The organism is Pseudomonas alcaligenes (assembly GCF_014490745.1).
In the GTDB taxonomy this organism is placed as follows: Bacteria; Pseudomonadota; Gammaproteobacteria; order Pseudomonadales; family Pseudomonadaceae; genus Aquipseudomonas; species Aquipseudomonas alcaligenes_C.
On record NZ_LZEU01000001.1, the window covers coordinates 4,162,823 to 4,182,720 of the forward strand.

General features: G+C 67.5%; 17 protein-coding genes and 1 riboswitch. Of the genes, 9 read left to right on the plus strand and 8 right to left on the minus strand.

Annotation, left to right across the window (positions count from 1 at the left end; all coding sequences use genetic code 11):
• The first annotated feature begins 116 nt into the window (after nucleotides 1–116).
• On the plus strand, nucleotides 117–1,946 hold the full coding sequence (locus tag A9179_RS19035) for a long-chain-acyl-CoA synthetase (protein ID WP_187807775.1): 1,830 nt from the start codon (nucleotides 117–119) through the stop codon (nucleotides 1,944–1,946).
• 80 nt (nucleotides 1,947–2,026) lie between these two features.
• Here the strand turns inward: A9179_RS19035 and A9179_RS19040 are convergent, their stop codons facing one another.
• The 5 genes from A9179_RS19040 to A9179_RS19060 all read right to left on the minus strand — a co-directional run bounded on the left by A9179_RS19040 (nucleotide 2,027) and on the right by A9179_RS19060 (nucleotide 6,231).
• On the minus strand, nucleotides 2,027–2,428 hold the full coding sequence (locus A9179_RS19040; RefSeq protein WP_187807776.1) for an endonuclease domain-containing protein: 402 nt from the start codon (nucleotides 2,426–2,428) through the stop codon (nucleotides 2,027–2,029).
• Nucleotides 2,429–2,587: 159 nt separating this feature from the next.
• A complete protein-coding gene (locus A9179_RS19045) occupies nucleotides 2,588–3,178 on the minus strand; it encodes an HAD family hydrolase (protein ID WP_187807777.1) in 591 nt (196 codons plus the stop codon).
• Entirely contained in the window at nucleotides 3,175–4,044 is an 870-nt protein-coding gene (gene tesB, locus A9179_RS19050; protein WP_187807778.1) for an acyl-CoA thioesterase II, read from the minus strand. The genes A9179_RS19045 and tesB overlap by 4 nt, the downstream gene beginning before the upstream one ends.
• A gap of 5 nt (nucleotides 4,045–4,049) precedes the next feature.
• Entirely contained in the window at nucleotides 4,050–5,672 is a 1,623-nt protein-coding gene (locus A9179_RS19055; protein ID WP_187807779.1) for a SagB/ThcOx family dehydrogenase, read from the minus strand.
• Nucleotides 5,662–6,231, minus strand: a complete 570-nt coding sequence (locus tag A9179_RS19060) for a GNAT family N-acetyltransferase (protein ID WP_187807780.1) — start codon at nucleotides 6,229–6,231, stop codon at nucleotides 5,662–5,664. The genes A9179_RS19055 and A9179_RS19060 overlap by 11 nt, the downstream gene beginning before the upstream one ends.
• Nucleotides 6,232–6,299: 68 nt before the next feature.
• On the opposite strand from A9179_RS19060, the gene A9179_RS19065 reads away from it, so the two are divergent.
• The gene (locus tag A9179_RS19065; RefSeq protein ID WP_187807781.1) at nucleotides 6,300–7,217 is read left to right on the plus strand and encodes a histone deacetylase family protein; all 918 of its coding nucleotides are present in this window, start codon (nucleotides 6,300–6,302) and stop codon (nucleotides 7,215–7,217) included.
• 33 nt (nucleotides 7,218–7,250) lie between these two features.
• Nucleotides 7,251–8,498: a TIGR03862 family flavoprotein gene (locus tag A9179_RS19070; protein ID WP_187807782.1), complete on the plus strand. Its 1,248-nt coding sequence runs from the start codon at nucleotides 7,251–7,253 to the stop codon at nucleotides 8,496–8,498.
• A 56-nt stretch (nucleotides 8,499–8,554) separates the two neighbouring features.
• Here A9179_RS19070 and A9179_RS19075 read toward each other — a convergent pair whose 3' ends face one another.
• On the minus strand, nucleotides 8,555–10,000 hold the full coding sequence (locus A9179_RS19075) for a TolC family outer membrane protein (RefSeq protein ID WP_187807783.1): 1,446 nt from the start codon (nucleotides 9,998–10,000) through the stop codon (nucleotides 8,555–8,557).
• 221 nt (nucleotides 10,001–10,221) lie between these two features.
• A riboswitch (TPP riboswitch) is annotated at nucleotides 10,222–10,328 on the plus strand.
• A gap of 82 nt (nucleotides 10,329–10,410) precedes the next feature.
• Between A9179_RS19075 and thiC the strand changes: the two genes are divergently transcribed.
• Nucleotides 10,411–12,294 (plus strand): phosphomethylpyrimidine synthase ThiC, encoded by a 1,884-nt coding sequence (thiC, locus tag A9179_RS19080; protein WP_187807784.1) that lies wholly within the window; start codon nucleotides 10,411–10,413, stop codon nucleotides 12,292–12,294.
• Nucleotides 12,295–12,502: 208 nt separating this feature from the next.
• Nucleotides 12,503–13,765 (plus strand): putative hydroxymethylpyrimidine transporter CytX, encoded by a 1,263-nt coding sequence (cytX, locus tag A9179_RS19085; RefSeq protein ID WP_187808636.1) that lies wholly within the window; start codon nucleotides 12,503–12,505, stop codon nucleotides 13,763–13,765.
• Nucleotides 13,766–13,792: 27 nt separating this feature from the next.
• Here cytX and A9179_RS19090 read toward each other — a convergent pair whose 3' ends face one another.
• Nucleotides 13,793–14,569, minus strand: coding sequence for a substrate-binding periplasmic protein (locus A9179_RS19090; protein ID WP_187807785.1), 777 nt, complete (start codon nucleotides 14,567–14,569; stop codon nucleotides 13,793–13,795).
• A 108-nt stretch (nucleotides 14,570–14,677) separates the two neighbouring features.
• Complete coding sequence (locus A9179_RS19095; RefSeq protein ID WP_187807786.1) at nucleotides 14,678–15,418, minus strand: RsiV family protein; 741 nt, start codon at nucleotides 15,416–15,418, stop codon at nucleotides 14,678–14,680.
• 465 nt (nucleotides 15,419–15,883) lie between these two features.
• On the opposite strand from A9179_RS19095, the gene A9179_RS19100 reads away from it, so the two are divergent.
• From A9179_RS19100 to A9179_RS19115, 4 genes are all read left to right on the plus strand, one after another.
• Nucleotides 15,884–16,483 carry an NUDIX domain-containing protein gene (locus A9179_RS19100; RefSeq protein WP_187807787.1) on the plus strand — a complete coding sequence of 200 codons (600 nt, stop codon included), beginning with the start codon at nucleotides 15,884–15,886 and terminating at the stop codon, nucleotides 16,481–16,483.
• On the plus strand, nucleotides 16,474–16,926 hold the full coding sequence (locus tag A9179_RS19105; RefSeq protein ID WP_187807788.1) for a DUF1249 domain-containing protein: 453 nt from the start codon (nucleotides 16,474–16,476) through the stop codon (nucleotides 16,924–16,926). The genes A9179_RS19100 and A9179_RS19105 overlap by 10 nt, the downstream gene beginning before the upstream one ends.
• Nucleotides 16,927–17,005: 79 nt before the next feature.
• The gene (gene cpdA, locus A9179_RS19110) at nucleotides 17,006–17,839 is read left to right on the plus strand and encodes a 3',5'-cyclic-AMP phosphodiesterase (protein WP_187807789.1); all 834 of its coding nucleotides are present in this window, start codon (nucleotides 17,006–17,008) and stop codon (nucleotides 17,837–17,839) included.
• Between the two features lie 374 nt (nucleotides 17,840–18,213).
• Nucleotides 18,214–19,809, plus strand: coding sequence for a flavin monoamine oxidase family protein (locus A9179_RS19115; protein ID WP_187807790.1), 1,596 nt, complete (start codon nucleotides 18,214–18,216; stop codon nucleotides 19,807–19,809).
• Nucleotides 19,810–19,898 lie beyond the last annotated feature (89 nt).

Sequence of the window (19,898 nt, forward strand, 5' to 3'; positions counted from 1 at the left end):
GTGTGCGCCAGCCGTGAGACCAATTGCCAGTCTGTTGCGACCTGCGGCTATCAACAGGTCGCCGCCCCCTTGCGTAGATTGTCAGGCAATAACAACAACACTGCGCAGGAATCCCCATGAACCCGTCCGCCGTTCTCACCCTGCCGCGCCTGCTGACGCGCGTGCCCTACCTGCTCGCCGGCCTGCCCGGCATCGTCCGCGGCCTGCGCCTGGCCAGCCGCGCCCGCGGCAGTGCCGTCGGCGGCCTGGCCGACTGCGTGGAGCGCGCTGCGCGCAGCAACCCGCAGGGCATCGCGCTGATCCAGGGCGATGAGCAGCTGAGCTACGTCGAACTCGACCAGTGGGCCAATCGCCTGGCCCACCGCCTGCGTGGCGGCGGCCTGGCCCAGGGCGACTGCGCCGTACTGCTGCTGGAGAACCGCCTGGAACTGCTGGCCTGCGTGATCGCCTGCGCCAAGCTCGGCGTGGTCAGCGCGCTGCTCAACAGCAGCCAGCGCGGCCAGGTGCTGGCGCACAGCATCAACCTGGTGAAGCCACGCATCGCCCTGGTCGGCGAGGAGCTGCTGGGCGCCTTCGCGGAAGTGCAGGAGCAGCTGCAGCTGCCGGCCGACGCCCGCTACTACTTCGCCGACCGCCCGACCTGGCGCGACCCCGGCCAGGCTCCGGCCGGCTGGCAGCACCCGGCCGCCGAGCTGGCACAGCAGCCGGATACGCCACCGCTGCTGGCGCGCCCGGTGCAGGCAGAGGATCCCTGCTTCTACATCTACACCTCGGGCACCACCGGCCTGCCCAAGGCCGTGGTGTTCAACCACGGACGCTTCCTCAAGGGCTACGGCATCTTCGGCTACGGCGCCGTGCGCCTGCGCCATGACGACCGCCTGTTCTGCAGCCTGCCCTTCTACCACGCCACCGCCATGACGGTGTGCTGGGGCTCGGTGCTGTCCGCCGGAGCGGCATTGATCATGGTGCGCAAGTTCAGCGCCAGCCGCTTCCTCGACGAAGTGCGGCGCCACCGCGCCAGCGCCTTCGGCTATGTCGGCGAGCTGTGCCGTTACCTGCTGGAGCAGCCGGCACGCCCGGACGATGCCGACAACCCGCTGCGCATCATGGTCGGCAACGGCATGCGCCCGGCCATCTGGGGCACCTTCAAGCAGCGCTTCGGCATCCAGCGGGTGGTCGAGTTCTACGCCTCCAGCGAGGGCAACATCGGCTTCACCAACCTGCTCAACCTGGACAACACGGTGGGCTTCACCCCCTACCCCTACGCCATCGTCCGCTACGACCGCGACAGCGAGGCGCCGCTGCGCGACGAGCGCGGCCGCCTGCAGCGGGTGCAGCCCGGCGAGGCCGGCCTGCTGATCGGCGAGATCACCGCGAAGACGCCGTTCCACGGCTACACCGATCCGGCCAAGACCGAGAGCTGCATCCTGCGCGACGTGTTCAAGCCGGGTGACGCCTGGTTCAACACCGGCGACCTGATGCTGCACCAGGGCTGGCGCCATGCGCAGTTCGTCGACCGCCTCGGCGACACCTTCCGTTGGAAGGGCGAGAACGTCTCCACCACCGAGGTGGAGGCGGTGCTCGATGGCATCGCCGGAGTCGGCGAGGCGGTGGTCTACGGGGTGGAGATCGCCGGCACCAACGGCCGCGCCGGCATGGCCTGCATCCGCCTGGATCGCGCCCCGGCGGACTTCGATTTCCAGGGCCTGCTCGCCGAACTGCGCCGCGAGCTGCCGCCCTACGCGGTGCCGCTGTTCCTGCGCCTGAGCGAGAAGATGGAAACCACCGGCACCTTCAAGCACAAGAAGGCGCCACTCAAGGATCAGGGCTTCGACCCCCAGCGCTGCGCCGACCCGCTGTACGCCTGGCTGCCCGGTACGGAGAGCTATGTGATGGTGAACGCCGAGCTGCATACGGCGATTCAGGGCGGTACCTACCGCTATTGAAGACCGAGGGGGCTGGAGCTCCCTCACCCCTGCCCCTCTCCCAGGGGGAGAGGGGTGATCACTCCCAAGCGACCTGCGAACTATTTCCCCTCTCCCTCCGGGAGAGGGGCCAGGGGTGAGGGTGAAGTGGCCACCAGGTAAATACGCTCCAATACGGCCGGCAGCTCCAGCAGTACCTCGCGGTTACTGAAACGCAGCAGGCGAATGCCTTGGCTACGCAGGTACCCAGCTCGCTGCCGATCATGCCCTCGGCCTTCATCCAGATAGTGCTGCGCGCCATCCAGCTCTATGCCAAGACGCAGTTCCTCGCAGTAGAAATCCAGCACATAAGGTGGCACCGGATGCTGGCGGCGGAACTTGCGGTCAGCCAGCTGCCGGCTGCGCAAATGGCGCCAGAGCAAGGTCTCGGCATCGGTGGCGGCGTGTCTTAGTTGACGAGCGAACTCGAGCTGGGAGGAATCGAGAGGGGATTTGCGGCGCATGGCAGGAGTCCTTTCCTGATTGTCCGCATAGCCTAGCAGCCCCTCACCCCCAGCCCCTCTCCCAGGGGGAGAGGGGTGACCTCACCAGCAACCACCTGCGCACAACTCCCCCTCTCCCTCCGGGAGAGGGGCCAGGGGTGAGGGCCTTCCCACACGGATCTAACCCAGCCGTTCCAGCAGCTCGGCACAGTCCAGCGCATGATGGTCGGTCAGCTCCGGCCAGGGATTTTCCGCCAGGTTGACCAGCACGCTGCTGGCGCCGGCGGCGCGGGCGCAGTCGAGGTCGAAGCGATAGTCACCGACCATCACCAGTTGCTCCGGCGCCACGCCCCACTGCGCGGCCAGGTGCAGCAGGCCGCCTGGGTCGGGCTTGGGCGGTGCCTCTTCGCGGCCGACCACATCGGCGCTGGCGAAGCAGTCGCCGAGGCCGATGGCGGCCAGGGTCAGCAGCGCCAGTTCATGGGCATTGCGGGTGAGAATGCCGAGGCGACAGCCGCGCGCATGCAGGGCGCGCACCAGCTCCACCGCACCAGGTGCGGCCACCGAGGCGATGGCCAGTTCGCGCTCGTGCTCCAGCAGCCAGGCGTGCTTGGCCTGGGCTTCTGCCTCCGGCAAGGCGGCCAGGTGATGGAGGATGTCGTGCTCCTGCGGGATATTCAGCGCCCGCTTGATCGCCGGGAAATCATGCACGGCGATGGTCAGGGTGCCGTCCATGTCGAACACCCAGTGGCGGGCAGCGCATAACCTCACCTCCAGTCCTCGCGCAGGCGGATCAGTCCCTCCTGGGCCACCGAGGCGACCAGCTCGCCCTGGCGGTTGAAGATGCTGCCGCGGGCAAAGCCGCGGGCGTTGCCGGCCCAGGGGCTGTCCATGGTGTACAGCAGCCACTCATCGGCGCGCAGGTCGCGGTGGAACCACAGCGAATGGTCGAGGCTGGCCACCTGCATGAACTTCTGCCACACCGACACGCCGTGGGGCAGCATCGAGGTGGTCAGCAGGTTGAAGTCCGAGGCGTAGGCGAGGATGTACTTGTGGATCGCCGGGATGTCCGGCAGAGCGCCGTCGGCGCGGAACCACACATGCTTGGCCGGCTCGCACGGCTTGGGATCGAAGGGGTTGCTGCGGGTCACCGGGCGGATCTCGATCGGCTTGGCGCTCACCGCCCGCTCGCGCATGCGCTCCGGCAACAGGTGCTCGACCATACGCGCCAGCTCGGTCTCCGACTTCAGCTCTTCCGGGCCGGGCACGTCGGGCATCTGGATCTGGTGATGGAAGCCTTCCTCATCGGCCTGGAACGACGCCGCGCAGGTGAAGATCGGCTGGCCCTTCTGCACCGCGGTAACCCGGCGGGTGGTGAAGCTGCCGCCGTCGCGTACCCGGTCGACCTGGTAGACCACCGGCAGCGTGGCATCGCCCGGACGCAGGAAGTAGCCGTGCAGCGAGTGCACATGGCGCGCCTGCTCCACCGTCTGGCTGGCCGCCGACAGCGACTGGCCGAGCACCTGGCCGCCGAACAGCTGGCGAAAGCCGAGATCCTGGCTGACGCCGCGGAACAGGTTCTCCTCGATGGCCTCCAGGCTCAGCAGGGCAACCAGATCATCCAATACGCGACTCATCTACTTCACTCCTCGGCGCCCCGGTGCGGCGGCGGTCGTCTCAATTCGGCATAGGCCGGCAGGCTGCTCAGGCGGTCGTCCCACAGCGCGCGGCCAATGGTGAAATGGTAAAGGCTTTGCCAGCGGCTGTCGGCCAGTTCGAGCAATTCGTGCACCTGATCGTCGAAGAAGCAGCCGATACCGGTGCCGGACAGCCCCGCCGCCTCGGCCTCCAGATACAGCAGCTGGCCGATCTGCCCGCACTCCCAGTACAGCCGCGGGTAGTGCCAGGCACCTGCCGCCAGCGCCGTGTCGAAGCGCGCCAGCATGGCCACGGCCAGGCAACCATCGCTGGCGATGTCCTGGCCGCAGCTGAGGAAACCGGCCAGGCCACGGGCATCACCCGACAGCAGGCGATACAGCGGCAGCTCGGCATGCACGCGCTGCCAGGCGAAATCCGCCCGCAGGCCGTCCGCCTGGGCCTCGTCGTCACCACGGGCCAGCCAGTACAGACCGGGCTCCAGGCCCTGCACGCGGTGGACGAACAGCAGCAGGTCGACCTGCGGCGGCTCGCCGGTGACGGCGAAAGGGATTGGTGAATGGCTGGGCAACAGCCGGCGCAGCCAGGCGAACAGCAACTCGGCCTGGATGCCGCTGCGCCCGTCGAAGGCCTGGGCACTGCGCCGCCGGTGCAGGATCGGCCGCAGCGGCAGGCCGGGGTTGTCCACCGCCGCCACACCCGCCGCTGCGTCCCAGGATACGGCCGGCAGCGCCGGTGCCCGGCACAGCGCCTGTACCCGAGCCAGCTCCGGCCAATCCCGATAGGCCCGCGACAGGCGATTGGGCGTACCGCTCAGTTCCAGCACGGCCAGGCCCTGCAGCAGGTTGGCCGGCAGGCGGAACTCGTGAGCCTGCGCCGGGCCGATCCACAGCAGACAATCGCCATATTCGGCTTCGTGGAAACCCTCGCGATCCAGGCCCAGCAGGCCATCCAGATGCGACTCGGCCACACCGCGCAGCAGGCGTACCTGCCAGCCCTGCACGCTGGCGGCGATGGCCACGGCGGCCAGGGCATGGCCCAGGTCATGCTGGCAGTAGCGGTAGGCACGCTCACCGTACTTCCACGCCTCGCGCCAGGCGATGCTGGCCAGGCCAAGGAGGAAGCCACCGGCCGGCAATGCCGCGGCCAGTTGTTGGCCCAGCGCCGGCGCCAGCTCACCGCGCACTTCCAGGCCATGTATGTCCGGCGCGTAGTGGGCAAGCAGGCCCTGCTCCTCCAGCGCGCCGGGCGGCAACAGCAGGTAGGCCTCGGTAGGGTGCAGGTTGCCGGACGACGGATTGACCCGCAGTGCCCAGCGGCTGCCGCCACTCTCCTTCCAGGCCGACAGCGCCAGGCTGTCGTACAGCAGCTGGGAGATACTGGCGCGGTTCAGTGGCGCCGGCGCCCCCAGCAGTGCGGCGAACACCGCGTCGTAGCCCGGTGACTCCTCCTGCGGGCGCTGCCACAGCTCGATCAGGCGCGCCCCGGCATAGCGGCGGAACGGCGCCGGCTGGGTGGCCCAGTCGAGCTGGCCAGGCCCAGGCGCATAGCGCTGCGGCTGGTGCTTGCTCAACTGGTGATAGGCGCGCACCTGCTGCTCAGTGTCCATCCACCGCCTCCAGCCAGGCCTGGCGTGACAGGCGATAGAGCACATGCGGGCGCAGCGGGTGGCCCGCAGGCAGGCGCGGGTGCTCGAAGTCGCCGGCCGCATCGCGCTGCATGCCCAGGCGCTGCATCAACCCCTGCGACGGCAGGTTGGCCGGCACGGTAAAGGCCAGCACCTCGTCCAGCCCCAGCTGGGTGAAGGCACACTGCAACGCGGCCTGCGCTGCCTCCCGTGCATAGCCCTGGCGCCAGAAGGCCGGATGCAGACGCCAGGCGATTTCCACCGCCGGGGTGAAAGCGGCCTCGAAGCTCACCCGCTGCAGGCCGAGCACACCGATCAGCCCGGGCTCATCGTGGCGCTCCAGCACCCACGAGCCGAAGCCGTGCGCGGCGAAGTGTTCGCGAATGCGCTGCGCCAGCACCAGGCTTTCGGCCGTGCTCATCACCCCGGGAAAGTGGCGCATCACCTCGGCATCGGCGTTCAGCGCGGCAAAGCCGGCCAGGTCGGCGTCGCGCCAGGCACGCAGGCGCAAACGCGCGCTGTGCAATTCGATCGCTTGCATGGTCTGCACCTTGAGCCCCTCGTCAGGCCCACAGCATACTGCCTGACGCCCTGCCGCGAGAGCCGACGATGTACCTGCCGCTGGTCTATCACGACGACTACAGCCCGCCCTTCCCCGCCGGCCATCGCTTTCCGATGGAGAAGTTCCGCCTGCTGCGCGATCACCTGATCGACAGCGGCCTGACCGATGATGCAGCCCTGTTGCGCCCCGAGCTGTGCCCGCCCGAGGTGCTGGCCCTGGCCCACTGCCCGGCCTATATCGAGCGCTTTCTCGCCGGCGAGCTGAGCCACGACGAGCAGCGCCGCCTCGGCCTGCCCTGGAGCGAAGCCCTGGCCCGGCGCACCATTCGCGCCGTCGGCGGCTCGCTGCTGGCCGCCGAGCAGGCGCTGCAGCATGGCATCGCCTGCCACCTCGCCGGCGGCACCCACCATGCGCACCGCGACCACGCCTCCGGTTTCTGCATCTTCAACGACCTGGCGGTGCTCGCCCTCTACCTGCTGGAAAGCGGCAAGGCCGGGCGGGTGCTGATCTACGACTGCGACGTGCACCAGGGCGACGGCACCGCGCGCATCCTGGAGAACGTGGCGGACGCGGTTACCGTGTCGCTGCACTGCGAGAAGAACTTCCCGGCGCGCAAGGCCAGCAGCGACTGGGACATCGGCCTGCCGATCGGCATGGGCGACGCCGACTACCTCAAGGTGGTCAACGACAGCCTGGGCTACCTGCTGCCGCTGTATCAGCCGGATATCGTGCTGTACGACGCCGGTGTCGACGTGCATCAGAACGACGCCCTCGGCCATCTGCAGCTGAGCGACGCCGGCATCGCTGCCCGCGATGAGGCGGTACTGCGCCATTGCCTGGAGCGCGAGATCCCGGTGGTCGGCCTGATTGGTGGCGGCTACGACAAGGATCGTACCGTGCTGGCCCGGCGCCACGGCATCCTCCATCACAGCGCCCGGCGGGTACTGGACAGCATGCTCGGTTAGAATGGCGCCCCGTTTCCTTATCGATCAACCGCAATGACCCAGCCCAGCCCAGCCAAGCAGTTCTCTGTCGCCATCATTGGCGGCGGCCCCGCCGGGCTGATGGCCGCCGAGGTGCTGGCCACCGGCGGGGTGCGGGTCGAGCTGTTCGACGCCATGCCCTCGGTCGGGCGCAAGTTCCTCCTGGCCGGGGTCGGCGGGATGAACATCACTCATGCGGAGGCCAAGCCGGCCTTTCTCGGCCGCTACCGTGAACGCCAGGACGAGATCGCCGCGCTGCTCGCCGACTTCGATGCCGATACCCTGCGCGCCTGGATCCACGGCCTGGGCATCGACACCTTCGTCGGCACCTCCGGCCGCGTGTTCCCCAGCGACATGAAGGCCGCGCCGCTGCTGCGCGCCTGGCTCAAGCGCCTGCGCGAAGCCGGGGTGCAGATCCACACCCGCAGCCGCTGGCTGGGCTGGAACGCCGACGGCAGCCTGCGCATCCAGGGCGCCGCCGGCGAGCAGGCGATCCAGGCCGATGCCTGCGTGCTGGCCCTGGGCGGCGGCAGCTGGGCGCGGCTGGGTTCGGACGGCGCCTGGCTGCCGCTGCTGCAGGAGCGCGGGGTGGAGATCGCCGCCCTGCAGCCGGCCAACTGCGGCTTCGAGGTGACAGCCTGGAGCGCCCTGCTGCGCGACAAGTTCGCTGGCGCGCCACTGAAGAACGTGACCCTCAACCTGCCCGGCACGGCGCCGCGGCGCGGCGAGTTCGTGCTCACCGCCAGCGGTGTGGAAGGCAGCCTGGTGTATGCCCTGTCGGCCGCCATCCGCGAGCAGATCGACCAGCAAGGCAGTAGCACCCTGCACCTCGACCTGCTGCCGGATCGCCCGCTGGACAAGGTCGAGGCGGCCCTGCGCAAGCCGCGCGGCTCGCGCTCCATGGCCAAGCACCTGCACAGCCAGCTGGGCCTCGACGGGGTCAAGGCCGCCCTGCTGCGCGAGCTGACCACGGCCGAACAGTTCGCCGACCCGGCGCTTCTGGCCAGTGCAATCAAGGCCCTGGCGCTGACGCTGGTGCGCCCACGGCCGCTGGACGAGGCGATCAGCAGTGCCGGCGGCGTGCGCTTCGAGGCGCTGGATAGGCAGCTGATGCTGCGCCAGCTGCCGGGGGTGTTCTGCGCCGGCGAGATGCTCGACTGGGAGGCGCCGACCGGTGGCTACCTGCTCACCGCCTGCTTCGCCAGTGGCCGCGCCGCCGGGCTGGGTGCCCTGGCCTGGCTCCGTCAGCAACCCGGCAACTGAAACGGCGCGCACAAAAAAGCCCGGCAGATGCCGGGCTTTTTTATGCTGCGTGCCACTCAGTACTCGGTGTTGCCCTTGAGCTGAGCTTCGGCGGCCTTGGCCAGATCCGGCGGCAGGAAGTCGGTATCCGGGTTGTAGTCGGCCTTGAGGAAGCCCGACAGGGCTTCCAGGTCGGACGGTGCCAGGGTGCCGGCAGCCTGCTTCAGGCGCAGGTTGTTGAGGATGTAGTCGTAACGCGCGTCGTTGTAGTTGCGCACCGAGCTGTACAGCTGACGCTGGGCATCGAGCACGTCGACGATGTTGCGGGTACCGACCTGGTAGCCGATTTCGGTGGCTTCCAGGGCGCACTGGTTGGAAATGATCGACTGCTTGCGTGCCTGCACGGTTTCCACGTCGGTGTTCACCGCGCGGTGCAGGTTGCGGGTGTTTTCCACCACCTGGCGACGCAGGCTCTCGCGCTCCTGCTCGCTCTGGTCGAGGCGCTGGTAGGCCTCGCGCACTTGCGAACTGGTCAGGCCACCGCTGTAGATCGGGATGTTCAGCTGCAGGCCGATGGTGGTCTGCTCGGCATCGCCGTTGTAGGGGTGCGACAGATCGCTGTTGCTGAAGCCGAGCGAGTCGTTGTCGCCCTTCTCGTACTGGGCCACAGCGTCCAGGGTCGGCGCGTGACCGGCCTTGCGCTGACGCAGGGTTTCTTCGGCCGCTTCCACGGCGAAGTCGCTGGCCTGCAGATTGAGGTTCTGCTGAGCGGCGGTGTCGACCCAGGCCTTGGCATCGTTCGGCGCCGGCGCCAGCACCGGCAGGCTGTGCTTGATGCCTTCGATGGAGCTGTATTCGTGGCTGGTCAGGGTGACCAGGGCCTGGAAGGCGTCTTCCACATTGCGCTCGGCGATGATGCGGTTGGCACGGGAAGTGTCGTAACCAGCCTGGGCCTCGAGCACGTCGGTCTTGTCCGACAGGCCGACGTCGAAGCGTTCGTTGGCCTGATCCAGCTGACGCTTGAACGCCGCCTCTTCGGCCTTGGTCGAGGCCAGGGTGTCCTGGGCACGCAGCACGGCGAAGTAGGTCTCGGCGCTCTGCAGGATCAGGTTCTGTTCGGTGGCCGACAACGACAGGCTGGCCTGTTCGTTGGTGGCCTTGGCCGCCTGGTACTGGAACCAGCGATCCGCGCGGAACAGCGGCTGGCTCAGGGTGGCCCGATAGGACAGGCCACTGCGGTCGGCATTCACGTCATCGGGCAGACGGGTATCGACCTTGGTGTTGGTATTGGTCGAATCGGCACCGGCCGCCAGGTTCGGCAGCAGGCCGGCACGGGCCTGCGGTACCACTTCGCTGATGGCGCCGTAGTTGGCACGGGCAGCCGCCAGGTCGGCGTTGTTCTTCACCGCCTCGTTGTACACAGTTACCAGGTCGGTCTTGCCGACCTGGGCGGATTCTTCAGCCCAGGCCAGGCCAGAGGTGGCGGAAGCTACTGCGAGCGCCAGAGAGAGTCTGCGTAGCATGATCAGTCCTAGATACGGGGGTAATCGGGCAAGGCTAAGGTGGCCGCCTGCGGTGGTCAAGGCACAGCTGGCCTGAGCACAGCCTAGTTTGCAATAAGCTTTGTTGCCGAGTTGCAACAATACTTTACTCGCCGGTTCAGTTTATATTTTTTCCGCAGGGCTTAGACCATCCATACATCCAGCATATTGGTGTTATCCAGGCCGGTTGATTAGACTGGCCGTCGTTCTTGTCGGGGTGCCTCGAATCGGAGGCTGAGATCGGAAAGTTCCGGATCCCGTTGAACCTGATCAGGTTAAGGCCTGCGTAGGGAACAAGATGTCCTCGCCCCTGGGTGAGTTCTCTGTGCACCACCCGTGGTGCGTCCGTCGTCATCAGGTTCGCTCCGACATCCAGCCGAGGAGTCGAACCGATGAGCAGCAAACCCCAGCCGAAACTCAGCGAAAGCGCCCAGGTCGATCAGCAGTCGATCCAGCCGTTCCCGCGCTCGCAGAAAGTCTATGTGCAGGGTTCGCGCCCGGATATCCGCGTGCCGATGCGCGAGATCAGCCTGGACGTGACGCCCACCGCCTTCGGCGGCGAGATCAACGCCCCGGTCACCGTCTACGACACCTCCGGCCCCTATACCGACCCGACCATGCAGATCGACGTACGCCAGGGCCTGGCCGATGTGCGCAGCGCCTGGATCGACGACCGCGGCGACACCGAGAAGCTTCCGGGCCTGTCCTCCGAATTCGGCCAGCGCCGCCTCAACGATGCGGAGCTCTCGGCCATGCGCTTCGCCCATGTGCGCAACCCGCGCCGGGCCAAGGCTGGCAAGAACGTCAGCCAGATGCACTACGCCAAGCAGGGCATCATCACGCCCGAGATGGAGTTCGTGGCCATCCGCGAGAACATGAAGCTGGCCGAGGCCCGCGAGGCCGGCCTGCTCAAGGAACAGCATGCCGGTCACAGCTTCGGCGCCAGCATCCCCAAGGAAATCACCCCCGAGTTCGTCCGCGCCGAGATCGCCCGCGGCAGGGCAATTATTCCGGCGAACATCAATCACGTGGAACTGGAGCCGATGATCATCGGCCGCAACTTCCTGGTGAAGATCAACGGCAATATCGGCAACTCGGCGCTGGGCTCCTCGATTGAAGAGGAAGTGGCCAAGCTGACCTGGGGCATCCGCTGGGGTTCGGACACGGTCATGGATCTGTCCACCGGCAAGCATATCCACGAGACCCGCGAGTGGATCATCCGCAACAGCCCGGTACCGATCGGCACCGTGCCGGTGTACCAGGCCCTGGAGAAAGTCGGCGGCATCGCCGAAGACCTGACCTGGGAGCTGTTCCGCGACACCCTGATCGAGCAGGCCGAGCAGGGCGTGGACTACTTCACCATCCACGCCGGCGTGCTGCTGCGCTATGTGCCGCTGACCGCCAAGCGCGTGACCGGCATCGTCAGCCGTGGCGGCTCGATCATGGCCAAGTGGTGCCTGGCCCACCATAAGGAGAACTTCCTCTACACCCACTTCGAGGAAATCTGCGAAATCATGCAGGCCTACGACGTCAGCTTCTCGCTGGGCGACGGCCTGCGTCCGGGCTCCATCGCCGACGCCAACGACGCCGCGCAGTTCGGCGAACTGGAGACCCTCGGCGAGCTGACCAAGATCGCCTGGAAACACGACGTGCAGACCATGATCGAAGGCCCCGGTCACGTGCCGATGCAGCTGATCAAGGAGAACATGGACAAGCAGCTGGAGTGCTGCGATGAGGCGCCCTTCTACACCCTCGGCCCGCTGACCACCGATATCGCTCCCGGCTACGACCACATCACCAGCGGCATCGGCGCGGCGATGATCGGCTGGTTCGGCTGCGCCATGCTCTGCTACGTCACGCCCAAGGAGCACCTGGGCCTGCCGAACAAGGATGACGTGAAGACCGGGATCATCACCTACAAGATCGCCGCGCATGCGGCCGACCTGGCCAAGGGCCACCCGGGCGCGCAGATCCGCGACAACGCCCTGAGCAAGGCGCGCTTCGAGTTCCGTTGGGAAGACCAGTTCAACCTCGGCCTCGACCCGGACACCGCGCGCAGCTTCCACGACGAAACCCTGCCCAAGGACTCGGCCAAGGTCGCGCACTTCTGCTCCATGTGCGGGCCGAAGTTCTGCTCGATGAAGATCACCCAGGAAGTGCGCGACTACGCCAAGGACAACGGCCTGTCCGACGAGAGCAAGGCGGTCGAGGCCGGCTTTCGCGAGCAGGCCGAGCGCTTCAAGGGCGAAGGCTCGGTGATCTACAAGCAGGTTTGACAATAGTCTGGCGCCACCTTGCTCGGCCAGCTGGACGAGCACCGTGCGCGGGAATGACTGAGTGGATAGCGTCATCCCCGCGCAGGCGGGGATCCAGTCCGGTCAGCGTGGACATGCCAGGCCAACCCAGAAACACCCGCCACCCTAGATTTTTCTCCTCCCCCCCAGAGAACCATAAACAGTGAACACTCCCCGCTACTCACCTCATATGGCCGTACCGCTCACCGAGCGGGTATTCGGCGCCCGCGACCTCGGCTCCCTGTGGTTCTCCCTCGGCATCGGCCTGATGGTGCTGCAGCTCGGCGGCCTGCTGGCGCCGGGCCTGGGCCTGGCCGGCGGGATCGGCGCGATCCTGCTCGGCACGGCGGTCGGCGTGCTGCTGCTCGGCGCGGTGGCGGTGATCGGCAGCGATACCGGGCTGTCGTCGATGGCGGCGCTCAAGCTCAGCCTGGGCAGCCAGGGCGCGGTACTGCCGGCCCTGCTCAACCTGCTGCAGCTGGTTGGCTGGGGCGCCTTCGAGGTCATCGTCATGCGCGACGCCGCCAGCCTGCTGGCCGGCAAGGTGTTCAGCGAAGGCAGCGTACTGACCAGCCCGGTTCTGTGGACGCTGTTCTTCGGCGCCCTGGCCACCCTGCTGGCGGTGACCGGGCCGCTGACCTTCGTGCGCCGCGTGCTGCGCAAGTGGGGCATCTGGCTGCTGCTCGGCGCCTGCGCCTGGCTGACCTGGAACCTGTTCGACAAGGCCGACCTCGGCGCCCTCTGGGCGCGTGCCGGCGATGGCTCGCTGCCGTTCGCCCTGGGCTTCGATATCGCCATCGCCATGCCGCTGTCCTGGCTGCCGCTGATCGCCGACTACTCGCGCTTCGGCAAGGCCGCCGGGCGGGTGTTCGCCGGCACCGCGCTGGGCTTCTTCTGCGGCAACGTGTGGCTGATGAGCCTGGGCGTGGCCTACACCCTGGCGTTCGCCCCGAGCGGCGAGATGAATGCCCTGCTGCTGGCCCTGGCTGGCGCCGGCCTGGGGATTCCGCTGCTGCTGATCCTGCTCGACGAGTCGGAAAACGCCTTCGCCGACATCCACTCGGCGGCGGTTTCCAGCGGCACGCTGGTGACCCTCAAGGTCGAGCACCTGGCCCTGGCCATCGGCGCGCTGTGCACCCTGATCGCCCTGTTCGCGCCATTGGCCGAGTACCAGAACTTCCTGCTGCTGATCGGTTCGGTATTCGCCCCGCTGTTCGGCGTGGTGCTGGTCGACCACTTCATTCTGCGCCGCCGCCATGCCGAGCTGGCGCCGCGCGTCGGCCTGCGCTGGGACACCCTGCTGGCCTGGGGCTGCGGCGTGGTGGTGTACCACGCCCTGGCCAAGTTCGCCCCGGAGATCGGCGCGACCCTGCCGGCACTGGCCCTGGCCGCCGTGCTGCAACTGCTGCTGGGCAAGCTGGCCGGCCGCCAGCGCGACATCGCCGCAGTCTGATCCCCCCGGCGCCCGCCAGGGCGCCACTCAGTACTTGATCGTCTGATACTTCAGCGCCAGCTCGGCCAGGGTCGCCTCGCGCAACTGGCCGATGCGGCTCCACAGGCGCTCGAGCAGCTGCGGGTTACGGGCCTGGAAGTCGCGATTGAAGATGACGAAGTAGTCCTTGGTCACGAAGGGCAGCGGCATCCGCTCGACGTCCTCGATCTGGTAATGGCGCAGGGCTTCATCGCCGGCCTCGCGCAGGCTGACATAGCCGGCCAGGCGCCCGGCACGCAGCTTGGCCAGGTTGCGCCAGGTACTGGAAGCCTCCTCCACGGCGATGCCATCGGCGCGCAGATCCTCGCCGATCGACCAGCCGCGATTGATGCCCAGGGGTTTATCCAGACCGCTCAGGCGCTGGCCATCCCAGTCCAGCGTGGTGCCGCGCCGGTGATAGATCACATAGGCCAGCGACGTGAGCCGGCGCGCCGCATCCGGCGCGCCATCCTTGAGCGGATAGGCGAAGCGCGCCGCTCGCTCGGCGTTATAGGCGTAGATGAAGGCGCCATCCTGGCTGCCGGACTCGACCGAGGCCAGCACCCGCAGGGTCGGTGCCCGCTTGAGCAGTAGCGTGCAGCCGATATCGCCGGCTGCGCGCTGCAGCAGCTCGATGGCAGTCCCGGGATGTTCGGGAATCTGCTCGCCATCGCCCATGACCAGCGGCGGGATCGGGTCGATGCTGTAGATCAGGCTGATCTCGCAGGCCGAGACCCTCAGGCTGAGGCCCAGAACGCAGGCGAACAGCAGTGCAAGCAGGCGCATGTCTTCCCCCTGGCCGAAGTCCTTGCCCGAATGACGCGCTGAGCAGTGGCAAGATGCCAGCGCCCTTTCAGTCTAGCCAATCGGCCAGGTCTGCCGGCGCCGCCCTGACTATCCGCGGCCGGGGAAATAGTAGGGTTTGAGGATGCCGTTGAGGCGCGGGTAGGGCACCTTCAGCTCGGGATGACCGCTGGAGTACGGCGCGATGCGGTCGATGTCGTACTTGAGCAGCACCGCGCCGCGCAGCAGGGCGATGTTGTCGGTGCGCTCGAACGGCCAGCTGCGCAGGTACTCGGCGTCCTGGTCATGACCGTTGGCCGTCAGCCAGGCCTGGTGCGCCAGCTGCACGGTCTGCCAGAAGGCCTCCTCTTCGCCCGGCACCAGCATGTCCTGCAGGCTCAGCACCCGCCCGGTCTGGCGGTCGAAGTTGAGGTAGGCGCGCCCGGGAATGCCGTGGGCGCCGCCAGTGAAGCGGTAGCTGGACAGCTCGATCACCACCAGGCGGTCATGCTGCTCCAGCACCTTGGCCTGCAGGTAGCTGCTCCAGCCTGGCTTGGCGCTGGCCAGGAACTCCCGCTCGTAGCTGGCCAGCGAGCTTGGCAGCGGATCGCCCGGCAGCTCGATGGTCAGGCCGAGCAGCTCACGCTCGATGCGCGCATTCAGCTCGGGCTGCTCGCGCAGCAGCTGCAGGTCGATATTCACCAGCGCACAGTCGCTGCCCGTGCAGCCCGGCGCCAGGTGCTCCCAGCGCTGCGCGTCGGTCGGCAGAGGGGATGATCCAGGCTGCAGGCTCTGGCAGGCCCCGAGCAGCAGGGACGAAATCAGCAGGCAGGCAACGGCGGGCAGACGCATGGGCGATTCCTTGCGGGGTAACGAGCGATGTTCGACTGCGCCAGCGGGTGGCTGTTCCCACCGTGGCGCGGGCGCCATTGTCACTGGCGGCCGGCGCTTCTCCAAGCGTTGCACGCCGCGCGGCAGAAAATCGCCGGCGCCCGCACGCTTTGCCCAGCCGCCGGTTGAACTCGACCGATGGCTGCGCCAGACTGCCGCCTGGCTCCCGCCCTGAATACGGCGAGCCTGGATGGCCACAAGAGCCGCGCAGCCGCCGATCACTCCGGCGCGCCAGCCGGACTGCAAGCCGCGACGGGCCGAGCGCCCGCCTTGCCTACCTGCCCGCAATCGCGCCACGGACTTGTCAAAGCCCTGTCCGCGCGCGCACATTCGAGACAACCGGACACCGCCGCCCACCGCTGTCGGCGCCGATCCACTAGCCTTTACGCAGGGCCGACCCTGCCGCATGCCAGAAAGGGGATTTTCATGTCGCACGCCGATGTCGAGGTGCTCAAGCGCGAGACCTGCTTCCAGGGTTTCTACAAGCTGGAGCGCCTGCACCTGCGCCATCGCCAGTTTTCCGGAGCCATGGGCCCGCAGCTCAGCCGCGAGCTGTTCGTGCGCCACGATGCCGTCTGCGTGCTGCCCTACGACCCGCAGCGCGATGCCGTGGTGCTGATCGAGCAGTTCCGCGTCGGCGCCATGGAAAAAAGCGCCAACCCCTGGCTGATCGAGCTGGTGGCCGGGCTGATCGACAAGGACGAGCAACCCGAGGAAGTGGCGCGCCGCGAGGCCATCGAGGAAGCCGACCTGACCCTCGGCGCGCTGTGGCCGATCACCACCTACTTCCCCTCCCCCGGCGGCTCCGATGAGCGCGTGCACCTGTACGTCGGCCGCTGCGACAGCCAGGGCGCCGGCGGCGTGCACGGCCTGGCCGAGGAAGGCGAGGACATCCGCGTGCATGTCTGGCCGCTGGAGGATGCCCTGCAGGCGGTGAAGGACGGGCGCATCAACAACGCCGCCAGCATCATCGCCCTGCAATGGCTGGCGCTGAACCGCACGGAAGTCCGGGGGCTGTGGTCATGAACCTGCTGCGCGAGCGTTACCGCGTCGACCTGGTCGAGCTGCAGAGCGCTTGCGAAGCCAACTATGCGCGCCTGCTGCGCCTGCTGCCGGAAATGCGCGAGGAAGCCGGCGAGCGTCGCGTCGCCCTGAGCCAGGGCGACCAGCTACTCGGCGTGCTGGTGCTGCAGGTGCTGGAAGCCTGCCCCTACACCACCACCCTGCAGGTACGTCAGGAGCACAGCCTGCCATGGCTGCCGGTGCCGCGCCTGGAGGTGCGGGTGTACCACGACGCGCGCATGGCCGAAGTGGTCGGCGCCGAACATGCCCGGCGTTTTCGCAGCATCTACAGCTACCCGAACGCCGCCATGCACCAGCCGGACGAGAAGACCCAGCTCAACCTGTTCCTCGGCGAATGGCTGACTCACTGCCTGGCCTGCGGCCACGAACTGGCCCCGGTCGTCTGAGGCCATACACTGCAAGTGTGACCAGTTCACGTTTAACGGGTTTACCGAATCGTGCTTCACCCACCATAATCCTGAGAACATGTTCAGGAGTCGGCCTTTGTCGCGCCCTTCGCCCATTGCCGTTGACCGCTCGGTACTGCTGGTGCAGTTGTCCGACAGTCATCTGTTTGCCGAAGCAGACGGCAAGCTGCTGGGCATGAACACCTGCGACAGCCTGCAAAAGGTGATCGACAAGGTGCAGGCCGAACAGCCGCAGATCGACCTGATGCTCGCCTCCGGCGACCTCTCGCAGGACGGCACCCTCGCCTCCTACCAGCGCTTCCGCCAGCTCACCGCCGCCCTGGCCGGGCTGGCCCGCTGGTTCCCCGGCAACCACGACGAACTGCCGGCCATGCGCCAAGCCTGCAATGGCAGCGACCTGCTCGAGCCGGTGCTGGACATCGGCAACTGGCGCATCACCCTGCTCGACTCGTCGATTCCCGGTGCGGTGCCCGGCTTCTTCAGCGAAGAGCAGCTGACCCTGCTGGCCAACTCCCTCAGCGAGGCCCCCGAGCGCCATCACCTGGTGTGCTTCCACCACCACCCGGTATCCATCGGCTGCCAGTGGATGGAGCCGATCGGCATCCGCAACCCGGACGCCCTGTTCGCCGTGCTCAAGCGCTTCCCCCAGGTCAAGGCGCTGCTCTGGGGCCACATCCACCAGGAATTCGACCAGCAGCTGAATGGCCTGCGCCTGCTCGCCTCGCCGTCCACCTGCGTGCAGTTCGCCCCCGGCAGCGAGGAATTCCAGGTCGACACCACCGCCCCCGGCTACCGCTGGCTGCGCCTGCACCCCGACGGCCGGCTGGAAACCGGCGTATCGCGGGTGACCGGCATCCAGTTCGAAGTGGACTACAGCGTCAAGGGCTACTGAGCCCCTCCTCCGCCCCGCCCAAGCTCGCCGCGCACGCGACAGAAGCCTGCTGCCACAGCGGCAGCCATCGATTTAATCGAACAGCGCTTTCTTTATTTCACATTTGTGTCACCTGCAGGCGCTCTCTAGCCTGAGGCCACCCTTGCGCAGCTCGCAGCTGCCGCCTGGGCTGCGGCTCACGCCATTAGTGCCTGCCCGGCGCTGCCCATCTGCGACCCGCGCCCATAGCAAGGCACGGCAGTCGACAGCAGGCGAGCGCACACAGGCTGAAGTCAGTGTGTCTGTGCCGTTCCGGCGCCATCGTGCGGCTCCCTGCCGTACATGCACGTAGTTGTTCTATGCAGTCCGATACCTAATACAACGGAGATTGATAGATGGCTCGTACACCCTTGCTCAGCCGCCTGCAGGCACTCAGCCACCTGGCAGGCCGCACGCCCGACCCCACCGCCGACTTCCAGCAGGCCCTGAGCTTGCAGCGCTCGCGCCGTGACCTGCTCAAGTCCGCCGGGATTGCCGGCGTGGTGCTGGCCGGCAGCAGCCTGCCCGGGCTGGCGGTTGCAGCGACTGGCGGCAGCAGCGCCCCCCTGGGCGTCGCCGTGATCGGCGCCGGCCTGGCCGGCCTGGCCAGCGCCTACGAACTGAAGAAAAGCGGTGTCAGCGCCACCCTCTTCGAAGCCTCCACCCGCCTTGGCGGCCGCTGCTTCAGCAACCGCAGCACCTTCCCCGGCCAGGTAGCCGAGAACGGCGGCGAGCTGATCGACGGTTACCATGTCGAGACCCTGCGCCTGGCCAAGGAACTGGGCCTGCAGGTGGACGATCTGCTGGCCTACGACAGGGCCCAGGGCGGCGAGGACATCTACTACTTCCAGGGCCAGCGCTACAGCGTCGCGGACGCCTTCAACGACTTCAAGGCGATCCAGGCGCAGCTCGCCAGCGAGGTCAAGGCCGCGCCCTTCCCCACCCTGTGGAACAGCTACACCGCCCGCGGCCAGGTGCTGGATCAGATGACCATCAGCCAGTGGATCAACCTGTATGTGCCGGGCGGCACCCAGTCGCGCCTCGGCCGCCTGCTCGATGTCGCCTACGAGATCGAATACGGCGCCGCCTGCAGCCAGCAGAGCGCGCTCAACCTGATCTACCTGCTGGGCTACTCCAGCAAGCAGAGCCTGGAGATGTTCGGCGAGTCCGACGAGCGCTATCACATCCGTGGCGGCAACGATCAGCTGGTCAGTGCCATGGCCAGCCGTATCGGTGACAGCCAGATCAACCTCGGCCACGAGCTGACCCGCATCAGCCTCAACCCCGACGCCAGCTACACCCTCGACTTCAACACCGCCAAGGGGCCGTTGCGAGTGGTCGCCCTGCAGGTGGTGATGGCCATCCCGTTCAGCATCCTGCGCAGCAGCGTGGACTTCGCCAGCGCCGGCTTCGACGCCCGCAAGCTCAGGGCCATCCGCGAAATGCCGATGGGCAACAGCTGCAAGTTCCAGCTGCAGTTCCGCCAGCGCATCTGGCGCCAGCAGAACAGCAACGGCTCCAGCTACTCCGACACCGGCTACCAGGACACCTGGGAAGTCACCCGTGGCCAGGCCGGCAGCGAGGGCATCCTCAACAACTTCACCGGCGGTGCCACCGCCCTGGCGATGAACAGCGCCACGCTGGATATCAAGGCCGCCCAGTTCCTCGGCCAGCTGGAGCGGGTCATGCCCGGCATCAGCAACGAATGGAACGGCCGCGCCATCCTCAACTACTGGCCGGGCTACCGCTGGACCAAGGGCGCCTATGGCTACTACGCGCCGGGCAACTACACCGCGTTCGTCGGCTACGAGGGCGCGCGCCAGGGCAACTGCCACTTCTGCGGCGAACACACCTCGATCGAATCCCAGGGCTATCTCAACGGGGCGATCGAAACCGGCCAGCGCTGCGCCAAGGAAATCCTCGCCGACCTCAAGGCCGCGCAGGTCGCCTGATCCACGCCCGCAACGGCCTTGTGCTGCGCAATGCACGCAAGGCCGCTGGCCATACAGCGCCGGCAGGCGGAAAGTCGCAACGGCACACG

Bases quoted from the DNA above. Each gene is read 5' to 3' on its own strand.
- tesB (WP_187807778.1), bottom strand. From the start codon at position 4,044: ATGAGTCGCGTATTGGATGATCTGGTTGCCCTGCTGAGCCTGGAGGCC.
- A9179_RS19040 (WP_187807776.1), bottom strand. From the start codon at position 2,428: ATGCGCCGCAAATCCCCTCTCGATTCCTCCCAGCTCGAGTTCGCTCGT.
- A9179_RS19075 (WP_187807783.1), bottom strand. From the start codon at position 10,000: ATGCTACGCAGACTCTCTCTGGCGCTCGCAGTAGCTTCCGCCACCTCT.
- A9179_RS19115 (WP_187807790.1), top strand. From the start codon at position 18,214: ATGGCTCGTACACCCTTGCTCAGCCGCCTGCAGGCACTCAGCCACCTG.
- A9179_RS19095 (WP_187807786.1), bottom strand. From the start codon at position 15,418: ATGCGTCTGCCCGCCGTTGCCTGCCTGCTGATTTCGTCCCTGCTGCTC.
- A9179_RS19060 (WP_187807780.1), bottom strand. From the start codon at position 6,231: ATGCAAGCGATCGAATTGCACAGCGCGCGTTTGCGCCTGCGTGCCTGG.
- A9179_RS19055 (WP_187807779.1), bottom strand. From the start codon at position 5,672: ATGGACACTGAGCAGCAGGTGCGCGCCTATCACCAGTTGAGCAAGCAC.
- cytX (WP_187808636.1), top strand. From the start codon at position 12,503: ATGGCCGTACCGCTCACCGAGCGGGTATTCGGCGCCCGCGACCTCGGC.
- A9179_RS19090 (WP_187807785.1), bottom strand. From the start codon at position 14,569: ATGCGCCTGCTTGCACTGCTGTTCGCCTGCGTTCTGGGCCTCAGCCTG.
- A9179_RS19100 (WP_187807787.1), top strand. From the start codon at position 15,884: ATGTCGCACGCCGATGTCGAGGTGCTCAAGCGCGAGACCTGCTTCCAG.
- cpdA (WP_187807789.1), top strand. From the start codon at position 17,006: ATGTTCAGGAGTCGGCCTTTGTCGCGCCCTTCGCCCATTGCCGTTGAC.
- A9179_RS19065 (WP_187807781.1), top strand. From the start codon at position 6,300: ATGTACCTGCCGCTGGTCTATCACGACGACTACAGCCCGCCCTTCCCC.
- A9179_RS19070 (WP_187807782.1), top strand. From the start codon at position 7,251: ATGACCCAGCCCAGCCCAGCCAAGCAGTTCTCTGTCGCCATCATTGGC.
- A9179_RS19035 (WP_187807775.1), top strand. From the start codon at position 117: ATGAACCCGTCCGCCGTTCTCACCCTGCCGCGCCTGCTGACGCGCGTG.
- thiC (WP_187807784.1), top strand. From the start codon at position 10,411: ATGAGCAGCAAACCCCAGCCGAAACTCAGCGAAAGCGCCCAGGTCGAT.